Origin of the sequence: Micromonospora alfalfae (assembly GCF_022230925.1) — a bacterium.
GTDB lineage: Bacteria > Actinomycetota > Actinomycetes > Mycobacteriales > Micromonosporaceae > Micromonospora > Micromonospora alfalfae.
The window spans coordinates 65472-85965 of the sequence record NZ_JAKKFH010000021.1 but is presented as its reverse complement, the minus strand read 5'-3'; the positions used below and the strand labels follow the sequence as shown (position 1 = coordinate 85965).

The window sequence follows — 20494 nt, the reverse complement described above, 5'->3', positions numbered from 1 at the left end:
TACGGTCGTTGGCATGACCAGCCCGACGCGCTCCCGCCGCTCCGACGCCACCCGGGCGGCGATCCTGCGAGCGGCCCGGGAACGGTTCGCGGCGGACGGCTACGAACGCGCCACGATCCGGGCCATCGCCGCCGACGCCCAGATCGACCCGTCGATGGTGATGCGCTACTACGGCAGCAAGGAAGGGCTCTTCGCGGCGGCGGCCGAGTTCGACCTACGCCTGCCCGACCTGACCTCGGTGCCACCCGCCCACCTCGGTGAGGTGCTGGTCCGGCACTTCCTCGCCCGCTGGGAAGGCGACGAGACACTGGTGGCGCTGCTGCGGGCCGCCAGCACCAACCCCGGCGCCGCCGAACGCATGCGCGGCATCTTCGCCGACCAGCTCACCGCCGCCGTCGCCACGTTCGGCAGCGACCCGGCGCTGACCGCCCGGCGGGCCGGCCTGGTGGCCAGCCAGATCCTCGGCCTCGCCTTCACCCGATACATCGTCCGCCTGTCACCCATTGTGGACACCACGCCGGACGAGCTGGTCGCCTGGATCGCGCCGACCCTCCAGCGCTACCTGACCGGAACACCACCAGGCTGACCCAACCTTTTCCCACCTCCCGTGCGTCTGCCAGATGACGCGTACTGCGCGACGGCCGGGAGGGGGGCGGATGGCGCCGACGACTGACGACGGACGCGACGGCTACCTCGCCTTCGTGGAGAACCACCAGCACCGGCTGCTCCGCGCGGCCTACCTGATCTGCGGCAACCAGCATCAGGCCGAAGACCTCCTCCAGGACGCGCTGCTGAAGCTGGCGCTGCGCTGGTCCTCGGTCCGCAACGGCGACCCGTCCGCGTACGTGCGCGCCATCCTCTACCGGGACTCGGTGTCGTGGTGGCGTCGCCGACGGCGGGAATGGCTCAGCGCCGCGCCGCCGGACCAGGTCGCCCACGACCGTGACGGCGCGTTACGGCTGACGATGCACGACGCGCTGGGCCTGCTGCCACCGCGGCAACGGGCCGTGCTGGTGTTGCGCTACTACGAGGACCTGACCGAGGTCGCCACCGCCGAGGCGCTCGGGGTGACAGTCGGCACCGTGAAGAGCCAGTGCCATGCGGCGCTGCGCCGACTCCGCGAGGTCGCCCCGGACCTCGCCCGCGATGCCCGGCCGAGCCGAGGCTCGGCCGATCTGGCCAGCGGCTTGGAGGTGAACCCGTGAACGAGCAGGAACTGCGCCGACTGCTGACCGTCAGCGTCGAGGACGTGCTCCCCAGCCAGCCGGCCGCCGCCGGATGGGAGCGGGCTCGCCGTACCCGGCGGACCCGGCGGGCCGTCGGAGTGGTCGCCCTGGCCGTGGTGCTGGTTGGTGGCGGCACGGTGGCGGCGCTGCGACCACCCACCGACCCGGCACCGGTCCCTCCGGTCGGCCCCACTGTCACCCCGACCGTCGACCCCACCCACGCGGGTCCGGTGCAGCGACCACCCGCCGAGCTGACCTACCCGCCCGATCCGTTGGCCAAGCTCGGCGACCCGGCGACAGTGCCGCTTTCCGAGCGACCGGTCAAGCGGGCACTGGCACTGTTCCAGCCGCTGGACGAGGAGTACCACGCGAACGGCCCGGTCCGGGTACTCGGCAACGACGGCGTGACACGCAGCCTGGACGTGGTGACGCTGGCGCCGACCCGGGACGCGAGCGGCAACGAGGCGCCCGCGCTGAAGCCGGGGATGCTGTCGCCGGACGGCCGGTCGGCAGCGTTCGCGCAGACCAAAGAGCTGATCCTGATCGACCTCACCACGGCGGCCGTCCGCCGGATACCGCTCGACGGCTACCTGGAGTTGGTGGTGTGGGCGCACGACCGGGTGCTGGTCGGGGGCGACGACCGGACGTACGCGGTGGACCTTGTCACCGGGGCGGCCAGCACGATCGACGTGTCGACCTGGGAGTTGATCGCACCCGACCCGGCCGCCGGCCGGGAGGCCCCGTTGATCGACGTGTACGGCGAGCGGACCAGCCTGACGCTACGCAGCCGGACCGCCCGGGAGGGCGAACTCCGCTCCGAACAGCCGGTCAACGCCTCGGCGCTGCCCTCGCCGTACCAGGTCAACGAGTTCTACGGCCGGGGCTGGCTGCACGGCGAGCGCCTGGCGCGGGCAGCCTGGATCATCAACAGCGAGATCGACGGTGCCGAGGCGGCGGCCGTGCTGGACGCGCGGACCGGCGCCGTGCTCCACCTGCTCGACCTGGGCCGGGAACGCGGCAAGGGCTGCTGCGAGGTGCTGGGTTGGGACAGCAGGGGCGCGGTGCTGCTCCGACTGGAACCGGCCGCCCTGGCGCGCTGGCACCCGGAGACCGGCGAGATCACCGGCATCGTCCGCGACCTGCGTGGCGTGTTAGCACTCGCCAGCTGACAACTGTCGCGTCGTCCCGACGTGATCGACTCGGGTTCATTGATATCGCGGTGTCCGAACGAGCGGGACAGCCCGGCATCAGGAAACCCGAGTCGATCACATGATGACCTGGTCAGACGGCCAGGCCGCCGGGCTGGTCGCCCTTGACGACGGGTGCCCGGACCAGGTTGCCCCACTCGGTCCACGAGCCGTCATAGTTGCGCACCTGCGGGTAGCCCAACAGGTACCGCAGCACGAACCAGGTGTGGCTGGACCGCTCGCCGATGCGGCAGTACGCGATCACGTCGTCGTCCGGGCTCAGCCCGAGCTGGTCGGCGTAGATCGCCTTCAGCTCGTCGGCCGACTTGAACGTGCCGTCCTCGTTGGCGGCGGACTTCCACGGCTTGCTGACCGCGCCCGGGATGTGTCCGCCGCGCAGCGCACCCTCCTGCGGGTAGTCCGGCATGTGCAGCATCTCACCCGTGTACTCACCCGGCGACCGGACGTCGACAAGTGGCCGGCCGGAGGCTACGTGCGCCATGACCTGCTCACGGAAGGCCCGCAGCGGCGCGTCGTCGCGCATCGGCACCGGGTAGTCGGCGCGCGGGCGGGCCGGCTTGTCGCGGGTCACCTCGCGTCCCTCGGCGATCCACTTCTGCCGGCCGCCGTCGAGCATCCGCACGTCGGCGTGGCCGAAGAGCGAGAACACCCAGAGGGCGTACGTCGCCCACCAGTTGAAGTTGTCGCCGTAGAAGACGACGGTGTCGCCCCGGCCGATGCCCTTCGCGGCACACATCTCGGCGAAGCTCTTGGCGTCCAGGTAGTCCCGGGTCACCTGATCGTTCAGCTCCAGGTGCCAGTCGACCTTGACCGCACCGGGAATGTGACCGGATTCGTAGAGCAGCACGTCCTCGTCGGACTCGACGACGACGAGGCCCTCGTCGCCCAGATGCGCAGCCAGCCACTCGGTGGTGACCAGGCGCTGCGGGTCCGCGTACGACTGGAGGCGGGGATCGGGATCGTTCGGCACAGACATGATCCCCAAGGTACGCCGTTCAGGCGCGACGGTGGGCGATCCGACCAGCGACCACTGTCACCAGACAGGCCCCGTCGACGCCGTGCACCGCGAGGTCGGCCCGCCCGGCCGACCGCAGCGTCGGCGCCACGGCGGTGGCCAGCACCAGCAGGTCGCTGCGCTCGGCGGCGGCCCGCAGGGCGGGGTCGGCCAGGTGTTCCGCCAGCACCGCCGTCACCCCGGTACGCAGCAGCGCGTGCACCCGCTCGCGCGGGGTCGGTGCGGGCGGCAGCGGACCGTCGTGCAGCAGACCCGGCCCCAGAGTGCCGGGCCAGCGGCGAACCCGGGCGTTGGGGTACGCCGAACTCAGCTCGGCAAGTGGGCCGACGGCCTCGATCCGGTCGCCACTGACGAGTACGGCGTGGTCGGGCAACGACTCGCCGTCCCGGTCGCGGCGCAGCAGGGCCGACGCGTGCAGGGTGATCATGCTCAGTCGACGAGCGGGCCGAGTTGCGGGCGCTTCGCCGTCACCGTGTCGCCGGACGACCGACCAGTCAACCGCCGCTTCACCCAGGGGGCGAGGTACTGGCCGGCCCACCGCAGGTCGGAGGCGCGGGCCGCCAGCCACGGCGACGGCGCCGGGTGCGGCGGAACCATCAGCCACTCCTCATCGCAACCAACCCCGAGGGCGTTCAACACCTGCCCGGCGACCCGGCGATGCCCGGCCGGGGAGAGGTGCAGCCGGTCGGTGCTCCAGAGCATGGGATTGAGGAACGTGTCGTCGGCGTACAGGTCGACCATGATGGCGCCGTGCCGCTCGGCGGTCTCGCCGACCGCCTGGTTGAGCAGCTGCACCCGGGGGGCGACGAGGCGTTGGCCGGGCAGTCGGGCCATCACGTCAGCGAACCGGAAGAGGAGCACGTCCGCGCCGCCCGAGCGCAGTTGCCGGACCACCTCGTCGAAGCGGGCGACCAGCGTGTCCGGATCGAAGGTGCGCCGCAGCACATCGTTGCCACCGGCCGCGAAACTGATCAGATCCGGCTTCATCGCCACAGCGGAGGGCACCTGCTCGGCGACCACGCTGGGGAAGAGCCGGCCCCTGATGGCCAGGTTCGCGTACCGGAAGTCGGGCCCCGCGTCGGCGGCGAGCCGGGTCGCCACCAGGTCCGCCCAACCCCGGAAGGTGCCGTCCGGGTACGCGTCATCCATACCCTCGGTGAAGCTGTCCCCGACCGCGACAAAACTGCGCCAGCGCACCCGCGCCCCCTCACGCCTTCGTTGCCTGCGGCGACCAGTCTGGCACCGGAGTCGCGACGCGTGGTGCCCCGATCCGCAGACGTGTCGGACGTCATGGCGCGCACAACAGGCGGGACCGGCCACCCCCGTGAGTGGCCGGTCCCTCGTACCCGGTGCCCGCTGCACCGGGAGCTCAGCCCAGCAGGCCACCCCACGGCTGGCCGGCGGGCACCGACGCGGTGGCCAGCACCCGGCCACTGGCCGCGTACCGGACCAGCCGGTACGCCGGCGCGCCGTCGGCCGGCGTCGCCGCGTTGACCTGCACCACCAGACCGCCGTCGGCCAGGACGAGCCCGTCGATGGCTTCGCCGTGCCCGGTCGGCTGCTTCCACGCCGGGTCCAACGGCGCCAGCTCGGTGACGGCCCCGCTGGCGGCGTCGAGCCGGTAGTTGCGGAACCGCTCGCTGCACCCACATCCGCCAGGGCTGGTCGTGTGGGCGCTGATCACCAGCGTCCGGCTGTCACCGGAGATCGCCGCCACTCCGCCGATGACGAGGCCGGCCGGGAGGCGCGGGCTGACCGCCCGTCGGACGCCTCGCTCGTCAGAGATCGCCACGGTCTGCTGGCCGACCTGGGCGATCCATCCACCGGACACCGTCGGGCACTTCGGGTGGTGGGTGGCGAGCACCTTCTGCCCGGTCCCGTCGGCGTTGACCGCGATGAGCGTTAGCTCCTTCTCCCGCCCCAGGCCGTACAGCACCCGCCCGGAGTCGAGCCAACTCGGCGCGCACGTCTGCTGACCCTGGGTCGGAATGACGTGCCGCTTCGTGCCGTCGAACCCGCTGATCACCAGGCGGCGGGCGGACCCTTCCATCCAGGCCACCCGTCGCCCGTCCGGCGAGACGGCGAGCGGGCCGGCGTCCATGCTGTTCCCGAGACGGCCCGAACGCACCACCTGCCAGGCCCCAGCAGTGGTACGCCGCCAGATCCGGGCCGGGTCGTTCTGCTTCTGGCCGTGCTCCTCTTCGGCGTACCAGGTCAGCTGCGGCCACTGCGTCGAGCCGGCGGCCGGGCGGGCCGGCGCGACAGCCGGAGCGGCATCCACGGAGCCGCCAGTGCCGGCGGCCGAGGTGTCGTCGGTCGCCGGACCGGGGGTGGCGGTGGCCGTTTCGGCCGGAGCGGGCGCGGCCTTCGGGTCGGCGGTGCCGCAGGCCGCGGCGCCGAACGCCAGGAGCAGCAGGGCGGCGGTACCGGCGAGCGCGCCGGAGCGGCGGGACGAGGCGGAGCGGGTGGTGTGGGTGAACGGGCCGAGATTCATCGTCTTCATCCCTTGTGGAGGCTCACAGTGCCTGACACCACCCAAGACGAGCCCCTGGCCCTGGCGAGTTGCCGCCGCGACGCGCTACTACCTGACAGTCGGATCCGCTCACACCGGCAACCTTTTCCGCAGTTCACCGACCGTGATCAACACCGACTCGCCGGCGTTGCCAGACGCAGAAAGGGCGGGCCACCCGAGGGTGACCCGCCCATCTCACGCTGATCGTTCAGTCGACGACGGCCAGGATCTTCATGCCCTTCAGGCTCGCCGGCTCGGCGGTCTCGGAGACCTTTTTCCCGTCCTTGTCCACGAGCAGCACGGCGTATCCGCTGCCGACCTGCACGCGCACGATCATCGAACCGTCCGACTGGAAGTAGACCTGCCGCGACTTCCGGCCACCCAGGGGTAGGCGCACCTCCTTGCCCGTCTGGGTATCCCGCACTGCGCCGACCCTAGGAGTTTGAACGTCGTCCTCCCTGCCCTCAGTGCCAGACTCGGGACGGTCCAGGGCGATGCGATCACCATCCGGGGAGAGGCTCATTACGTCACCGTTTGCCCAGGTGCCTCGTGGGTCCAGCCCTGGCATGTCGCGCTTCCGATTGCCGCTGCTATCGAACAGCGTCACACCGGCATGGGTGTCCATCGCGATGGTGGCGCCATCGGACGACCAGAGCGGATGGCACCCGACAGGTTTGCTGGCCCACCAGCGAACCGTCAGTTTCGCTGAGTCCGTGTCCAGCACTCCAAGACGGCCAGGCCCATCATCCGTCCACTCTTCGAACAGCAGGTGCCGTCCATCCGGCGACCAGGTCGGCTTGACGCAGATAGAATTCACATTCGTGCGCATCCGCTGCCTGTCGGAGCCGTCGACGTCGGCCGTGTAGAGGTTTGTACCGCCCTCTTGGTCACCCTGCACCCACGCAATCCGGCGCCCGTCCGGGGAGATACTTGCCCGGAATATCAACGCCGCGGGTTCGGGCAGAGCCGCCAGCCGTACCGGACTTTCACCCGGACGCCATGATCGTAGGTTCGCGGGCTCGCCCTTCGTCATCTCAGTGGGGCCGTAGAAGAGCTTGCCGAACTGCACGGACGGCGTGTTCGTGCTGGAACCGTTGCTGGGTGGGGCGCCGGGTGTGTCGCCGGCGCTGTTGGACGGCGTCGGGGTGGGCGTCGGAGTCGGCGTCGGCGTCGCGGTGACCGACGGGGTGTCGGCCGGCAGCGGGGGCGGAGACTCGTTCGGCCGGATGGCGAAGGCGGTGCCGGCCGCCGCCGCGATCAGCACCAGCGCGGCGGCCGATGTGGCCACCGCCCGTTGGATACCGAGCCGCCGGGACGTGCGCAGCGTACGGTCCCGCAGGTCGACGGAGGTGACCTCGTCGGCCAGGGCGGTCAGGTCGAGCCGGAGGCGCTGGTCGTTCATCGGGTACTCCCTTCCAGGACGTACAGCTCGGCGAGTTCGGGCGCGACGGTGCGCAGCCTGGCCAGTGATTTGGCCGTCTGGCTCTTCACGGTGCCGATCGTGACGCCGAGCAGGTCCGCCGCCTCCGCCTCGGTGCGGTCCTCGAAGAACCGCAGCACCAGCACGGCGCGTTGCTTCGGGGAGAGCTTCGCCAGTGCCGCCCGCAGGGTGAGCCGCAGACTGGTCTGGTGGGCGTGGTCCGGGGCCGAGTCGCCTCCGCGTGGCTCGGGCAGGTCGCCCGGCATCGACTCGGGTACCCGGCGCCGTCGCCACCAGGACACCTGTAGGTGGTACATGGTCTTGCGGGTGTACGCCTCGGCGTTGCCGCTGTGGTGCAGGCGGTTCCAGGAGCGGTGGGTTCGGGCCAGGGCCGACTGGACGAGGTCCTCGGCCAGGTGCTGGTCGCCGGTGAGCAGGTAGGCCGAGCGCAGTAACGCCGGCGTGCGGGAACGGACGAACGAGTCGAACTCACTCAGCAGAGGGTCCACACGGGCCAATCCTTCAGTTTGGGGTGCGAGGGCCTGGTGTCATTGCAGACGTCGGGAACGGCATCGATGGTTGCCGGCGACGGGTGCGGCTCAGATCGAAATGGATCGCTCATTTTGCCGCACCGGCCGTAGGCTGCGCGGATGCTGCTACGCATGTCGACCCTGTTGCTGCGGACCCTGCGCGAGGATCCGGCCGACGCGGAGGTGCCGAGCCATCGGCTGCTGCTGCGCGCCGGCTACATCCGTCGTGCCGCACTGGGCGGCTACACCTGGCTGCCGCTGGGCAAGCTGGTGCTTGATCGGATCACCGAGGTGGTACGCGCCGAACTGCTGGCGATCGGCGACCAGGAGGTGCACTTCCCGGCGCTGCTGCCCGCCGAGCCGTACCGCACCAGCGGCCGGTGGACGGAGTACGGCGACGACATCTTCACCCTCGCCGACCGGCGCGGTGCCGAGCACCTGTTGGCGCCCACCCACGAGGAGATGGCGGCGCTGCTGGTCAAGGACGTGTTCACCTCGTACCGGGACTTCCCGGTGACGCTGTTTCAGGTGCAGACGAAGTTCCGCGACGAGGCGCGGCCGCGCGCCGGGTTGCTACGCGGCCGGGAGTTCCTGATGAAGGACGCGTACTCCTTCGACCTGGACGAGGCGGGGCTGCGGGAGGCGTACGGGCGGCATCGCGCCGCGTACCAGCGGATCTTCGACCGGTTGGGGCTGGACTTCACGGTGGTGCAGGCGATGTCCGGCGCGATGGGCGGCTCCGCGTCGGAGGAGTTCCTGGCGGCGACACCGGTCGGCGAGGACACCTTCGTCGGCTGCACCTCCTGCGACTTCGCGGCGAACACCGAGGCGGTGGCCACCCGGGTGCCGAGCGCCGGTGACCCGGGCGCGCAGCCGGCCGTCGAGGTGCACGACACTCCGGAGACGCCGACGATCGCGAGCCTGGTGGAGTTGGCCAACGCGCGCCGGTTGGGCGGTCGGGACGGCTGGACCGCCGCCGACACCCTGAAGAACGTCGTGCTGTCAGTTCGTCAGCCGGGTGCCGACCGGACCGAGCTCCTGGTGATCGGGCTGCCCGGTGACCGGGAGGTCGACCTGAAGCGGGTCGGTGCCGCACTGCACCCGGCACAGGTGACCGTCTTCGAGGAGTGGGCAGAGCATCCGGAGCTGGTTCGCGGCTACATCGGACCGCAACTGTTCGACAAGCTTGGCGTCCGATACCTGGTCGACCCTCGGGTGGTGGCCGGGTCTGCCTGGCTGACCGGGGCGAACGAGCCGGGCCGACACGCGACCGACGTGGTGTGCGGACGGGACTTCACCCCCGACGGCACCATCGAGGCGGCCGACGTCCGCGCCGGCGACCCCTGCCCGGAGTGCGAGGCGGGTGAGCTGACCATCCGGCGGGGCATCGAGATCGGGCACATCTTCCAGCTCGGCCGCCGCTTCACCGACGCCTTCGCCGTCGACGTGCTCGGGCCGGCCGGCAAGCCGGTCCGGCCGACGATGGGCTGCTACGGCATCGGGGTGTCCCGGGCGGTGGCGGCAGTGGCCGAGCAGCACCACGACGACCGGGGACTGGTCTGGCCGGCGGCGGTCGCGCCGTGTGACGTACACCTGGTGGTTGCGGGCAAGGGCCCGCAGCTCGACGCGGCGCTGGAGCTCGGCGGGCGTCTCGCCGCCGCCGGCCTGCGGGTGCTTGTCGACGACCGCACGCACGTCTCCGCCGGGGTCAAGTTCACCGACGCCGAGCTGATCGGCATCCCCCGGGCCGTCGTGGTCGGCCGCCGGCTCGCCGAGGGGTACGTCGAGCTGCGCGAGCGGGCCGGCGACGGGCGCACCGAGCTGCCGCTGGACGGTCTGGTGGATCGACTCGTCCACCAGGTACGCCAGGAACGTGCGAGCCTGGTGTAGCTGCCGCGTCACGGGGTAGTGCTGTCGGATCGGGTGGAAACGTCTTCGGAGGCTCTCATGACCGGTTACCGGGTCAGCGACGTGATGACCAAGCAGGTCGTGTACCTGCCGGCCGAGACCAGCCTGGACGAGGCGGCCAGGGTGATGAAGGAGGCCGACATCGGTGATGTGGTGGTCACCGACGGCGCCAGCCTCGCCGGCATGCTCACCGACCGGGACATCGTGGTGCGGGCCGTGGCGGAGAACAGCTCCCCTGCGGCCACCACCATCGGCTCGATCGTCACCCGCGAGGTCGTCATGATCGAGCAGCACTGCACTGCGGGTGAGGCGGCGGCGCTCATGCGGGATCGAGGCATCCGACGGGTGCTGGTCTGTGACAGTGACCGCAAGCTGGTGGGGATCGTCTCGCTCGGCGACCTGGCCATGCAACTCGACCCCACCAGCGCTCTCAGCGAGATCAGCGAGCAGTCGCCCACCGTGTGACAGGGGCCCCGGCACGACGGCGGTAACCTCGACACATGGCTGACATGCCGGCCCGACTGGCCGAGATCGTCGACGAGTTCGCCGCCGCGCCGCGCGACCTGGTTCTGGAGATGCTCCTGGAGTACGCCGATGTCATCCCGGTGCTGCCCGAGGGGGCCGTTGAGCGCGAAGGCATGGAGCAGGTGCCGGAGTGTCAGACGTCGTTCTTCCTGCGCGCCAAGGTGACACCGGAGGGCACCGTGGCGACGATCTTCGACTGCCCGCCGGAGGCGCCGACCACGCGGGCGTTCGCCGGGATCCTCGCCGAAGGGCTGGCGGGCGCGAGCCCTCAGCAGGTGCTGGACGTGCCGGACGACCTCTACCAGCGGATGGGTCTGGCGCAGGCGATCAGCCCGCTGCGGATACGCGGCGGCACCGCGATCCTGGGCCGGCTCAAGCGTCAGGTGCAGGAACAACTGGGCTGACCGCGAGGTTGCCACCGATCATGGAGATCGAGATCTACGCGGACGTCATCTGCCCGTGGTGCTACATCGGCAAGCGCCGCCTGGATGAGGCCCTCGCCCGTTACGAGGGCGAGGTGACGGTCCGTTACCGACCGTTCCAGCTCGACCCGTCACCGGTGTCCGAGCCGCTCCCGCTGGTGGAGGCGCTGGCCGGCAAGTTCGGCGGCCCGGAGCGTGCCCGGCAGATGGTCGACCACGTGACCCAGGTCGCGGCGGCCGACGGGCTGCGGCTCGACTACGACCGTGCGGTGATCGCCAACACCTTCGAGGCGCACCGGTTGGTCGCCTGGGCGACCGATCAGGGCAGGGCGGCCGAGATGGTGGAGGCGCTCTACCAGGCGCACTTCAACCACGGGGTCGACGTCGGCTCGCGGGAGGCGCTGGCCACAGTGGCCGGCGAGATCGGCCTCGACGCGGCCGACGCGCGCCGGTTCCTCGACTCCGACGAGCGCGTCGCCGACGTCGCCGCCGGGCTGGCCGCCGCCCGGGATCTGGGCATCACCAGCGTGCCGACCTTCGTGTTGGCCGGAAAGTACGCGGTCTCCGGTGCGCAGGAGGTGCAGACGTTGCTCGCCGCGTTCGCCGAGGTCGAGCAGCGCGAGTCCGCAGCGCACTCACACTGAGTCACCGGCGACCGGGCGTCCGGCATCGATGATCACGATGTTTCACGTGCAACAACATCGATGCCGATGCCTGGTCAGACCGGCCTGGCCAGCCCTTCCACCACCTGGGCTCCGGGCAGCGCGCCCAACGCCGGCCCCGGCAGCGCGATCTTGCTGTGCCGTACGCCGGACCCGACGATCACGTGCGGTGTGGCGATGACCCGCGCGTCCACCAGGATCGGCCACTGCGCCGGCAGCCCGATCGGGGTGATGCCGCCGTACTCCATGCCGGTCAACTCGACAGCGTCGTCCATCGGGGCGAAGCTCGCCTTGCGGACGTCCAGCGCCCGGCGAGCCACCCCGTTCACGTCCGCCCGCGTGGTGGCCAGGATGATGCAGGCCGCGTAACGCACCACGCCCTCGCGCTTGCCGGCCACCACGACACAGTTGGCCGACACGTCCAGCCCCACCTCGTACGCCGCGCAGAACGCCGCGGTGTCGGCGAGATCGGCGTCGATCGGCGCGACCAGCACGTCGTTGACGTCCACCGGCGCGTCGACCGGCCACTGCGCGATGGCCTCCGCAACCGGCGGGGCGAGCAGATCCAGGCGGGCGCGGGCCGGTTCGGTCTTCAGCGTTCCCATCACGGGTGCGATCCTCGCATCCGCGACACTGAACCGCCCAGCGGCTCCCCGGCCCCCCGGCGACGCGACCGGCCCGGGCCGGATCGACCCGGCGCTCAACTGCCCGCGAGGAAGGCGTTGTCGCGCATGAAGGAGCTGTCGCGGGCAGCCGCCAACTCCTCCTCGCGCTGGGCCTTGGCCCGTTGCAGCTCCAGATCCTCGAACGCGTGCCGGACACCCAGCCGGATCACGCCGTAGAGGAAGACGAAGCCGAAGACGTAGAGGATCACAGTGGTGACGACAGCGAACATGGCGTCACGGTAAGGCGAACGTGAACCGGTGTTGCTCTCATTTCCGGCTGGTTCCCCCGTACGTGTCGGCCAGGTGCTCGGCCCAGGTACGCACACCCCGGGGCAGCGCCTCGGTGGTCAGACCACCGGCCCGCAGCTCGCTACCGAGTCGGCCGGGAATCCGCACCGGCAGCAACGGTCGACGCGAGCCTCGGGCCGCTCGCCACGCCCTGGCGGCCTCGTCGAAGCGGAGCACCTGCGGCCCGCCCAGGTCCTCGATGCCGCCCAACGGGCCGGCGACCAGTCGAGCCGCCAGCCGCGCCGCCACCTCGTCCGGGTGGACCGGTTGGGCGAGCACCGCCCGGTCCCCGATCACCGGGCCCAGCCGCGCGCTGGCGGTCAGCATGTCGTCCAGGAACTGGGGAAACTGGGTGGCCCGCAGCACCGACCACGGCACCGGACCGGCCGCGATCACCTGCTCGGCGGCGAGCTTGTGGCGGTAGTACGGGAACGGCACCCGATCAACCCCGACGATCGAGATGTAGACGATGTGCCGCACACCGGCCGTCCCGGCGGCCACCACCAGTCGGCGGGTGCCCAACACGTCCACCTGGTAGGTCTGCCGACCCCGAGGCGCGGACGCCAGGTGCAGCACGGCGTCCACCCCGGTCACCGCCTCGGTCAGCCCATCCCCGGTGGCCAGGTCGGTCACCACCCACTCCACGTCCGAGTCGGCGGACGGCCGGCGGCTGGTGGCCCGGACGCTGATCCCGTCGTCGCGCAACCGGCTCAGCACCGAACTGCCCAGATTGCCGGACGCCCCGGTGACCAGAACCTTCATTTCGTCCTCCCCACTCGTCACGAACCACAGTCCACCGACTCGGCCGACCTGGCGTTGACGAAACAACGCGACAACCCGTGACGGCGAGCGGCCACTCACCCCGATCGGATCAGGTCCAGCACTGTGAGCAGCGCGAAGAACGCGATCACGATCTCGTTGACGATCCAGGCGTGCCCCTGTGCCCACTCCCGCATCCGGGTCAGCACCCGCGAGGCCCTGTTCCCCAGCAGCAGCAACGCGAGCAGAGGCAACGCGAGCAGGAGCACGGTGAGCAGCACGAACGGCACCAGGTGCCACCACGGCAGATCATGTCGGGCCACGCTCGCCCCGACGGTGGCCATGGTCAGGTCGTCGGTCGGCGTCGCCACGAAGAGCAGCGCACCCAGCCGCAGCGTCTGCGGCGGACCGGCATGCTCGATGCTCCCCAGCCAGCGCGGTGGTCCGGAGCGGCCCCGGCGGATCCAGATCAGCACGGCCAGGCACACCAGCAGGGCCAGCACCACCAGGTCGATGGCGGGGCCGCGATCGACCTTCCCGGCGACGGCGCTGGCGTCGGCGGCCACCCCACCCACCAGCTTGGTCAACAACCAGGCCACCGTCACCCCGGCGGCGACCACCAGCCCCGCGCCGGTGAGGAAGCCCAGCGACGCCGCCCGGGGCCGATCCGACGAGGCCAGGAAGACCGCCACCACCAACTGCGTCCCGGCGACCATGACCACGGCGAGCGGCAGAATGGTCAGGAGGTTCATCGCCCGCCATCCTTCCGGCACGAGCAGGTGGGACGCGGCGGAATCCGCTGATCACCCGGTCTGTCGCACACCCCCGCCCACCACCACCCGGCCGGCCAGCAGCGCCCCGAGCAGCGCCAACCCCGCGGTCACCACGAGCGTCGTCGTGTAGCTGGCCGGGCCCGGCGCGTTTCCTGCCGCCAACACGGCCCCGGTCAGCGCGAGCACTGTCGCCGCGAAGAGGGAGTCGCTCAGTTGCAGTGACGAGCTGTTGCGGCCCTGCTCACCCGGCGCGGACAACTCCAATGTGAGCACCGACAACGGCGGATAGAGCAACCCCATGCCCAGGCCGGCGATCGCCCAACCAGCCACGGCGACGGCCACCGGCACCTCGGGCCGGACGGCCAGCGCCACAGTGGCGGTGCCGACGGTGATGCAGGTCAACCCGGCGCGCGGCAGGCTGGCCCGCGACGCCGGCACCGGAATCCGGCCCTGCAACCAGGAACCCGCCGACCAGGCCAGCGCGCCGACGGTGAGGACCAACCCGGCCGCGGTCGGCGACAGGCCCCGTTCCCGGGAGAGCATCAACGGGATGACCACCTCGCTGCCGACGAAGGCCGCCGACGCCAGGCCACGCAGGCCCACGACCGTGGGCAACCCTCGTGCGGCCCGAAGGAACCCGGCCGGCAGCAGGCGCGGGGCACAGATCAACAGGCCGGCCACGGCGAACGCGACAAGCACCAGGGCCGTGGCGCCGCGCTGCTGTCCCCCGATGTGCAGCAGTGCGGCACTCACAGCGGCCCCGCACGCCCAACCGATCCGTGCCGCCGCACCCGTCGGCGGGCTCGTCGCCGCACTCCGGCCCAGCGACAGCAGGCCGGGGTGGATCAGCAGCCCCGCCGGCACCGCCACGGCCGGCACCGCCAGGAAGACCCACCGCCAGCCCAGGTGCTGCACGATCAGGCCGGCAACCGCCGGCCCGACCAGCGACGGCACGACCCACGCCGCCGCGAACGCCGCGAAGATCCGCCGGTGCAGCTCCTGCGGGTACGCGTGCCCGACGATCACGTAGAGCGCCACCGATAGCAGCCCGGAGCCGAAACCCTGCACGACCCGCCCGACGACCAGCGCGCTCATCACGGGCGCGGTCCCGGCGATCAGCAACCCGACCACGAACCAGGCGACGCCGTGCCACATCGGCCCCCGAGGACCCCGCGCGTCGCACCAGATCCCAGAGACCACCATGGCCAGCACACCGCTGGCGAACGGGCCACCGAAGGCGATCCCGTAGAGCGCCAGCCCGTCCAGGCTGCGCGCGACGGTCGGCATCGCCGTGCCGACCGCCAACGCCTCGAACGCGAGGAGTGAGATCAGCGCGACGCTGCCCACCGTCATCGCGCGCAGCCGGGGGGCGAAGAGTCCGGGTACGGCGGGTGCATCGGTGACGGCGGCGCTCGGCATCGACCGAGCATGCGACCTGAACCCAGATTCATGTCAACAGTCGGGTGATCCGGCTCTCGTCAGGCGTCCTGCAGCACCTCCCCGACTCCGCGCGCCAGCCCGGAAAAATGCTGGTCTGCCAGCAGGTGGCCAGCGGTGATCACCACAGCGATCGGCCACTCCATGACCTGTAGCGCGGCGAGCGCCCCGAGCCCGGCGTAGTAGATGACCTTGTCCGGTGGCGGCACCGCCATCTCACCCAGCATCGGCAGATGCACCCGCCGGTTGTACATGTTGACGTTCTCCCGCGCACCGTTGAGATGTCGCGTCAGCGTGCTCATGCCGGCCTCCCCATGTCCGGTGATGATGGTCGGGTTCCACGGCCCATCCCGTCCATGCGCCAGCGACGGCGGAAAATTCCGCCACCCAGGGGGCATAACGGATGGCAGGTCGGGAAGCCAGGCCGCCGGACGTGAGTGCGGTGGGAGGACGACATGGCCAAGGTCAGGACGAGCGGCAACAGGGAGCCGGGCCGGCGCCCGTCCAGCCGTACGCCTCGATGACGGCGGCGGGTCGCGCTGCCGGCCGCATCCTGCCGTCCTTCGGCGTGCCGCACCTGGTCGGCGAGGCGTCCCGGTCGGTCAGCTCGGCCGCGGTCCGGCTGGCCCGGACGGTCGGGCTCACCCGGCGTCGGGTCTGGTCCCGGCCGGGCCGGCACCACATCGAGGTGCACGGTGTCTGCCAGGAGGGCGGCGACCAGCTCGCCCGCCAGGTGGAGGGCGCGCTGGAGCGGATGCCCGGAGTGGCCTGGGCCCGGGTGAACGCTCCATCCGGGCGGGTGGTGGTGGCCGTGCGGGCCCCCGAACCAGATCTCGATGACCTCATCGCCACCATCGGCCGCGTCGAGCGGACCTGCGACCACGAGCCCGACCCGGAGATCCCGCCCCCGCACCCGCCCGAGGAGGGCCCACACAACCCGCGCACCCTCGGCGCGCTCGCCTCGGACGCGCTGGGTCTGACCCTCTGGGCGGCCACCCGGATCCTGCCGTTCGCGCCGTTGCCCGGTGAGGTGGCCGGTCTGCTCGCCGCGGTGGATCTTCAGCCGAAGCTGCACGCGTTCCTTGGCAGGACGTTGCGCTCCGACCCGCGCGCGGAGGTTCTCTTTCCGCTGGCCGAAGCCGTGGTGCAGGGCCTGACCGGCCGCTGGACGGGCATCGTCCTCGACGGCGCCCAACGGCTCGTGGAGTGGGGCGAGGACCGGGCCCAGTTCTCCGCCTGGGTGAGCGCCGAACCGCGGTTGACCGGCGACCCCGAGCGTGCCGTCGCCCGGTGGCCGATCGCCGACCGTCCCCGCCCCAAGCCGCACGGCCCGGTCGAGCGGTACATCAACCGGGCGCTCGCCGCCGGTACGGCGGCCGGCGTTGCGGCGGTGCCCTTCGCCGGGCGCAAGCGGGCCGCCGCGCTGGGCCTGTCCGCGCTGCCGAAGGCACCCGGCAGCGGACGCGAAGGGTACGGCGCCCAGCTCGGCCGGATGCTGGCGCGGCGCGGGGTGATCGCGATGGACCGCAGTGTGCTGCGGGAGTTGGACCGGGTCGACACGCTCGTGCTGGACGCTGCGGTGCTCGGCTCGGACCGGGGCGTACTTGCCGATCTGGCGCCCGCACCGGACACGGACGTCGACCAGGTGGTCGAGCGAGCCTTCGCTTTGTTCGACCCGGACGACCCGGCCGCCTCCCGTGCGTCCGACGGCTGGCGGCTCGGACCGTTGGACCAGATGCCCGCGAACGACCCGGACGCCATTCCGGACGCGGCCCGGCTGCGCTCGGCCGGCGGTCATCTGCTCGGCCTCGCCCATGGTGACCGACTTGCGGCAGTGTTGCGGGTCGAGCCGGAACCCGCACCCGGCGTCGACGGGCTGCCGGCCGCCGCGCGGCGGGCCGGCCTGCGGCTGGTCGTCGCCGGCGGTGACGAGCAGCGGTACGGCTTCGCCGACGCGATACTGCCCGGCGGGGACCGGCTGGCCGAGTCGGTACGCGCGTTGCAGCGCGACGGGGCGGTGGTGATGCTGGTTTCCGCGGACCGGAAGGCGCTCGGCGCGTCCGACTGCGGCCTCGGGTTCGCCGCGCCGGAGGAACTGCCGCCGTGGGGTGCGCACCTGCTGGTCGGCGCCGACCTACGGGTGGTGGCGCTGGTGATCGAGGCGACCGGGGTGGCTCGGCGTACGGCCCAGCAGAACATCCGGCTGGCCATGGCCGGCACCGGCCTCGGGGCGCTGGGCGCGTTCACGGCCCCGCCGACCGAGCTGCCCGGCCGCTCGCTCGTCGCGGTGAACGGCGCGGCGGGGTTGGCCTTCGCCAACGGGGTCTGGCAGGCCCGCCGGTTGCACGACCGGTCGGACACCCCGGCACCGGTCACGACCGCCTGGCACCTGATGCCCGTCGGCACCGTGCTCGACCACGTGCGCTCCACGCCGGACGGTCTGACCAGCGCGGAGGCGCAGCGCCGGCACCAGGGCGCTGGCGGGAACGGCAATGCCGCACCGGGGAGCGGGGGGCTGCTGCGTGCCTTCGTGGACGAGTTGTCCAACCCGCTCACCCCGGTGCTGGCCGCCGGGGCGGTGCTCTCCGCGTCATTCGGTTCGCTTGTCGATGCCGCGCTGGTGGGCAGCGTCGTCGGTGGGTCCGCCCTGATCGGGGCGGTGCACGAGCGCAACACCGAGCGGTCGCTGGCCGAACTCCTGTCCCGTTCGGCGGTGACCGCACGGGTCCGCCGGGACGGTGCCGAGCAGGTTCTCGCCGCCGAAGACCTGGTCCTCGGGGACGTCATCGCCCTTGAGCCCGGTGACTCGGTGCCGGCGGACTGCCGCGTGCTCGAGGCGGTGGGCCTGGAGGCCGACGAGTCGTCGCTGACCGGCGAGTCGCTGCCGGTCGCCAAGTCCAACCGACCGGTGGTCGCTGCCGCACTCGCCGACCGGCACTCCATGTTGTACGAGGGCACCACAGTCGCCGCCGGGCACGGCACCGCCGTGGTGGTGGCGACCGGGTCGGACACCGAATCCGGTCGCAGCCTCGCCCTGGTCAAGCAGGACCCACCAGCCAGTGGGGTGGAGGCCCGGCTCGGCTCGTTGACCAGCGCCGCCATCCCGTTGGCGGCCGGTTCCGCTGTGGCGGTGGCCGGCGCCGGCCTGCTTCGAGGCGTACCCCTGGCCGAAACGGCGGCGACCGCCGCGAACCTCGCCGTGGCGTCGGTGCCGGAGGGGCTGCCGTTTCTGGTCAGCGCGGCACAGCTGGCCGCGGCCCGGCGGCTGGCCGAGCACGGCGCGTTGGTCCGCAACCCGCGCACGATCGAGGCGCTGGGCCGGGTGGACGTGCTCTGCTTCGACAAGACCGGCACCCTCACCGAGGGCCAGTTGCTGCTTGCCGGGGTCGGCGACAGCGTCGGTGACCGGTACGCCCCGCTGGACCGGTTGGACGACCGACTGCGGATGACGTTGGCCGCGGCGCTGCGGGCCACCCCCGCCGCGAAGAATCCGGAGGAGTTGGCGTTGCAGACCGACCGGGCGGTCCGGCGGGGTGCGGGTGAGGCCGGGGTGGTGGAGCAGACCGGCGCCGCCGGTTGGCACGCTGCCGGGGGCCTGCCGTTCGAGCCGTCCCGCGGCTACCACGCGAGCATCGGACAGACCGACGGTCACCTGTTGTTGAGCGTCAAGGGTGCTCCGGAGACGGTGCTGCCGCGCTGTTCGTCCCGACGCGTGGATGGTCGTCGGGAGCCACTGGACGACGCCGGCCGTGCGGAGCTGGAGCGGATGCTCGCCGACCGGGCCGGTGCGGGAAATCGGATCCTGGCCGTCGCGGAGTGCCCGGTGAACGACCCGAAGGTGACCGATTCCGACGTTCGAGGGCTGACGTTCGTGGGTTTCCTGGCCCTCTCGGACGGTGTCCGGGAGAGCGCAGCCCCGGCGGTACGCCGGATCCGGCAGGCCGGCGTGCACACCATCATGATCACCGGTGATCACCCGGCCACCGCGGAGGCGATCGCCGCCACCATCAGTGAACACGACGAGCAGCGGGTGGTCACCGCCGCTGAACTCGACCAACTGGACGACGACGCGCTCGCCGAGCGGTTGGCAAACACCGACGTGGTGGCCCGCTGCACCCCCGCCCACAAGGTGCGGATCATCCAGGCGTTGCAGAAGTGCGGGCGGACCGTGGCGATGACCGGCGACGGCGCCAACGACGCCCCGGCGATCCGGCTGGCCGACGTCGGCATCGCCCTCGGTCAACGGGGCACCCCGGCTGCCCGCGCCGCAGCCGACCTGGTGGTCACCGACGACCGGCTGGAAACCATCATTGCCACCCTGATCGAAGGGCGGGCCATGTGGTCGTCGGTGCGGCACGCGCTCAGCATCCTGGTCGGCGGCAACCTCGGCGAGATCGCGTTCAGTGTGCTCACCGCAGCGGCGACCGGCCGTTCCGCGCTCACCGGACGACAACTGCTGCTGGTCAACCTGCTCACCGACCTGGCGCCGGCGCTGGCCATCGCGGTCCGGCCACCCGCGTCGGACCGCACCGACGCGCTGCTGCGGGAGGGCCCGGACACTGCGCTCGGCGAGAGCCTCACCAGGGAGATCGGGCTGCGGGCGGCAGCCACCACGCTGGGCGCGACAGCAGGCTGGACGTTGGCCCGCTACACCGGACGCCGGCAGCGGGCCGGCACTGTCGCCCTGGTCTCCCTGGTCGGCACCCAACTCGGGCAGACCATCCTGGCCGGCGGCACCAGCCCGACCGTGCTGGCGTCCACCGCGGCGTCACTGGGCGTCCTGGTAGTGGTGGTGCAGACCCCGGGGGTGAGCCAGTTCTTCGGCTGCACCCCGCTCGGGCCGGTGGGCTGGACCATCGGGGCCGGGTCGGCGCTCGGCGCGACCTTCGCCAACGGGGCGCTCACGAAGCTGATGGAGCACGTGCCGCAGGCCCGCCCCCACACCACCACTGCGGGCAGCGACGGCGCGACCGCCTCCAAGGACTGAGCACCGGGCGGTCACCACATAGCTGTCACCGCTCTTCCGGATGGAACGGGTCCCGGGCCGAACCGTGCTCGGCGCAACAGTGCTGATCCGGAGTCTCTCTGCCGGGCCGCTCGGCTCGGTACGAAAGGACGATCGGATACCAGCTGGTCTGCGCTAG

Annotated in this window: 20 protein-coding genes; 8 read left to right on the top strand and 12 right to left on the bottom strand. The window is 71.8% G+C overall.

The features are described from left to right. Positions 1-13: 13 nt before the first annotated feature. From MED01_RS17685 to MED01_RS17675, 3 genes are all read left to right on the top strand, one after another. Positions 14-586, top strand: coding sequence for a TetR/AcrR family transcriptional regulator (locus tag MED01_RS17685; protein WP_238669672.1), 573 nt, complete (start codon positions 14-16; stop codon positions 584-586). A gap of 70 nt (positions 587-656) precedes the next feature. Further along, the gene (locus tag MED01_RS17680) at positions 657-1205 is read left to right on the top strand and encodes a SigE family RNA polymerase sigma factor (protein WP_238669671.1); all 549 of its coding nucleotides are present in this window, start codon (positions 657-659) and stop codon (positions 1203-1205) included. Beyond that, a complete protein-coding gene (locus MED01_RS17675) occupies positions 1202-2395 on the top strand; it encodes a hypothetical protein (RefSeq protein ID WP_238669670.1) in 1194 nt (397 codons plus the stop codon). Before MED01_RS17680 ends, MED01_RS17675 begins: the two co-directional genes overlap by 4 nt. A gap of 112 nt (positions 2396-2507) precedes the next feature. Here MED01_RS17675 and MED01_RS17670 read toward each other — a convergent pair whose 3' ends face one another. The 6 genes from MED01_RS17670 to MED01_RS17645 all read right to left on the bottom strand — a co-directional run bounded on the left by MED01_RS17670 (position 2508) and on the right by MED01_RS17645 (position 7890). After that, a complete protein-coding gene (locus MED01_RS17670) occupies positions 2508-3410 on the bottom strand; it encodes a sulfurtransferase (protein WP_238669669.1) in 903 nt (300 codons plus the stop codon). Between the two features lie 19 nt (positions 3411-3429). Further along, positions 3430-3876: an imidazolonepropionase-like domain-containing protein gene (locus MED01_RS17665; protein ID WP_238669668.1), complete on the bottom strand. Its 447-nt coding sequence runs from the start codon at positions 3874-3876 to the stop codon at positions 3430-3432. A gap of 2 nt (positions 3877-3878) precedes the next feature. Further along, on the bottom strand, positions 3879-4646 hold the full coding sequence (locus MED01_RS17660) for an SGNH/GDSL hydrolase family protein (RefSeq protein ID WP_112583954.1): 768 nt from the start codon (positions 4644-4646) through the stop codon (positions 3879-3881). Positions 4647-4818: 172 nt separating this feature from the next. Beyond that, the gene (locus MED01_RS17655) at positions 4819-5952 is read right to left on the bottom strand and encodes a TolB-like translocation protein (protein ID WP_238669667.1); all 1134 of its coding nucleotides are present in this window, start codon (positions 5950-5952) and stop codon (positions 4819-4821) included. Between the two features lie 217 nt (positions 5953-6169). After that, positions 6170-7363 (bottom strand): TolB family protein, encoded by a 1194-nt coding sequence (locus MED01_RS17650; protein ID WP_238669666.1) that lies wholly within the window; start codon positions 7361-7363, stop codon positions 6170-6172. Then, positions 7360-7890, bottom strand: coding sequence for a SigE family RNA polymerase sigma factor (locus MED01_RS17645; RefSeq protein WP_238669665.1), 531 nt, complete (start codon positions 7888-7890; stop codon positions 7360-7362). Before MED01_RS17645 ends, MED01_RS17650 begins: the two co-directional genes overlap by 4 nt. 141 nt (positions 7891-8031) lie before the next feature. Between MED01_RS17645 and MED01_RS17640 the strand changes: the two genes are divergently transcribed. The 4 genes from MED01_RS17640 to MED01_RS17625 are packed head-to-tail and all read left to right on the top strand — an operon-like array spanning position 8032 to position 11410. Beyond that, positions 8032-9801, top strand: a complete 1770-nt coding sequence (locus MED01_RS17640; RefSeq protein WP_238669664.1) for a proline--tRNA ligase — start codon at positions 8032-8034, stop codon at positions 9799-9801. Between the two features lie 57 nt (positions 9802-9858). Further along, complete coding sequence (locus MED01_RS17635) at positions 9859-10284, top strand: CBS domain-containing protein (protein WP_110564859.1); 426 nt, start codon at positions 9859-9861, stop codon at positions 10282-10284. Between the two features lie 35 nt (positions 10285-10319). Then, on the top strand, positions 10320-10748 hold the full coding sequence (locus MED01_RS17630; protein ID WP_238669663.1) for a SufE family protein: 429 nt from the start codon (positions 10320-10322) through the stop codon (positions 10746-10748). Between the two features lie 20 nt (positions 10749-10768). After that, positions 10769-11410, top strand: a complete 642-nt coding sequence (locus MED01_RS17625) for a DsbA family oxidoreductase (protein WP_238669662.1) — start codon at positions 10769-10771, stop codon at positions 11408-11410. 74 nt (positions 11411-11484) lie between these two features. Here the strand turns inward: MED01_RS17625 and MED01_RS17620 are convergent, their stop codons facing one another. The 6 genes from MED01_RS17620 to MED01_RS17595 all read right to left on the bottom strand — a co-directional run bounded on the left by MED01_RS17620 (position 11485) and on the right by MED01_RS17595 (position 15652). Next, positions 11485-12033, bottom strand: coding sequence for a YbaK/EbsC family protein (locus MED01_RS17620; protein WP_238669661.1), 549 nt, complete (start codon positions 12031-12033; stop codon positions 11485-11487). Between the two features lie 95 nt (positions 12034-12128). Then, positions 12129-12323 carry a hypothetical protein gene (locus tag MED01_RS17615; protein ID WP_238669660.1) on the bottom strand — a complete coding sequence of 65 codons (195 nt, stop codon included), beginning with the start codon at positions 12321-12323 and terminating at the stop codon, positions 12129-12131. A gap of 37 nt (positions 12324-12360) precedes the next feature. Continuing rightward, a complete protein-coding gene (locus MED01_RS17610; protein ID WP_238669659.1) occupies positions 12361-13143 on the bottom strand; it encodes an SDR family oxidoreductase in 783 nt (260 codons plus the stop codon). A gap of 95 nt (positions 13144-13238) precedes the next feature. Next, positions 13239-13892, bottom strand: coding sequence for a GAP family protein (locus MED01_RS17605; protein ID WP_238669658.1), 654 nt, complete (start codon positions 13890-13892; stop codon positions 13239-13241). A 51-nt stretch (positions 13893-13943) separates the two neighbouring features. Continuing rightward, a complete protein-coding gene (locus MED01_RS17600) occupies positions 13944-15332 on the bottom strand; it encodes an MFS transporter (protein ID WP_238669657.1) in 1389 nt (462 codons plus the stop codon). A gap of 59 nt (positions 15333-15391) precedes the next feature. Then, the gene (locus MED01_RS17595) at positions 15392-15652 is read right to left on the bottom strand and encodes a hypothetical protein (protein WP_238669656.1); all 261 of its coding nucleotides are present in this window, start codon (positions 15650-15652) and stop codon (positions 15392-15394) included. A gap of 218 nt (positions 15653-15870) precedes the next feature. On the opposite strand from MED01_RS17595, the gene MED01_RS17590 reads away from it, so the two are divergent. Continuing rightward, a complete protein-coding gene (locus tag MED01_RS17590) occupies positions 15871-20337 on the top strand; it encodes a cation-translocating P-type ATPase (RefSeq protein ID WP_238669759.1) in 4467 nt (1488 codons plus the stop codon). Positions 20338-20494: the final 157 nt, after the last annotated feature.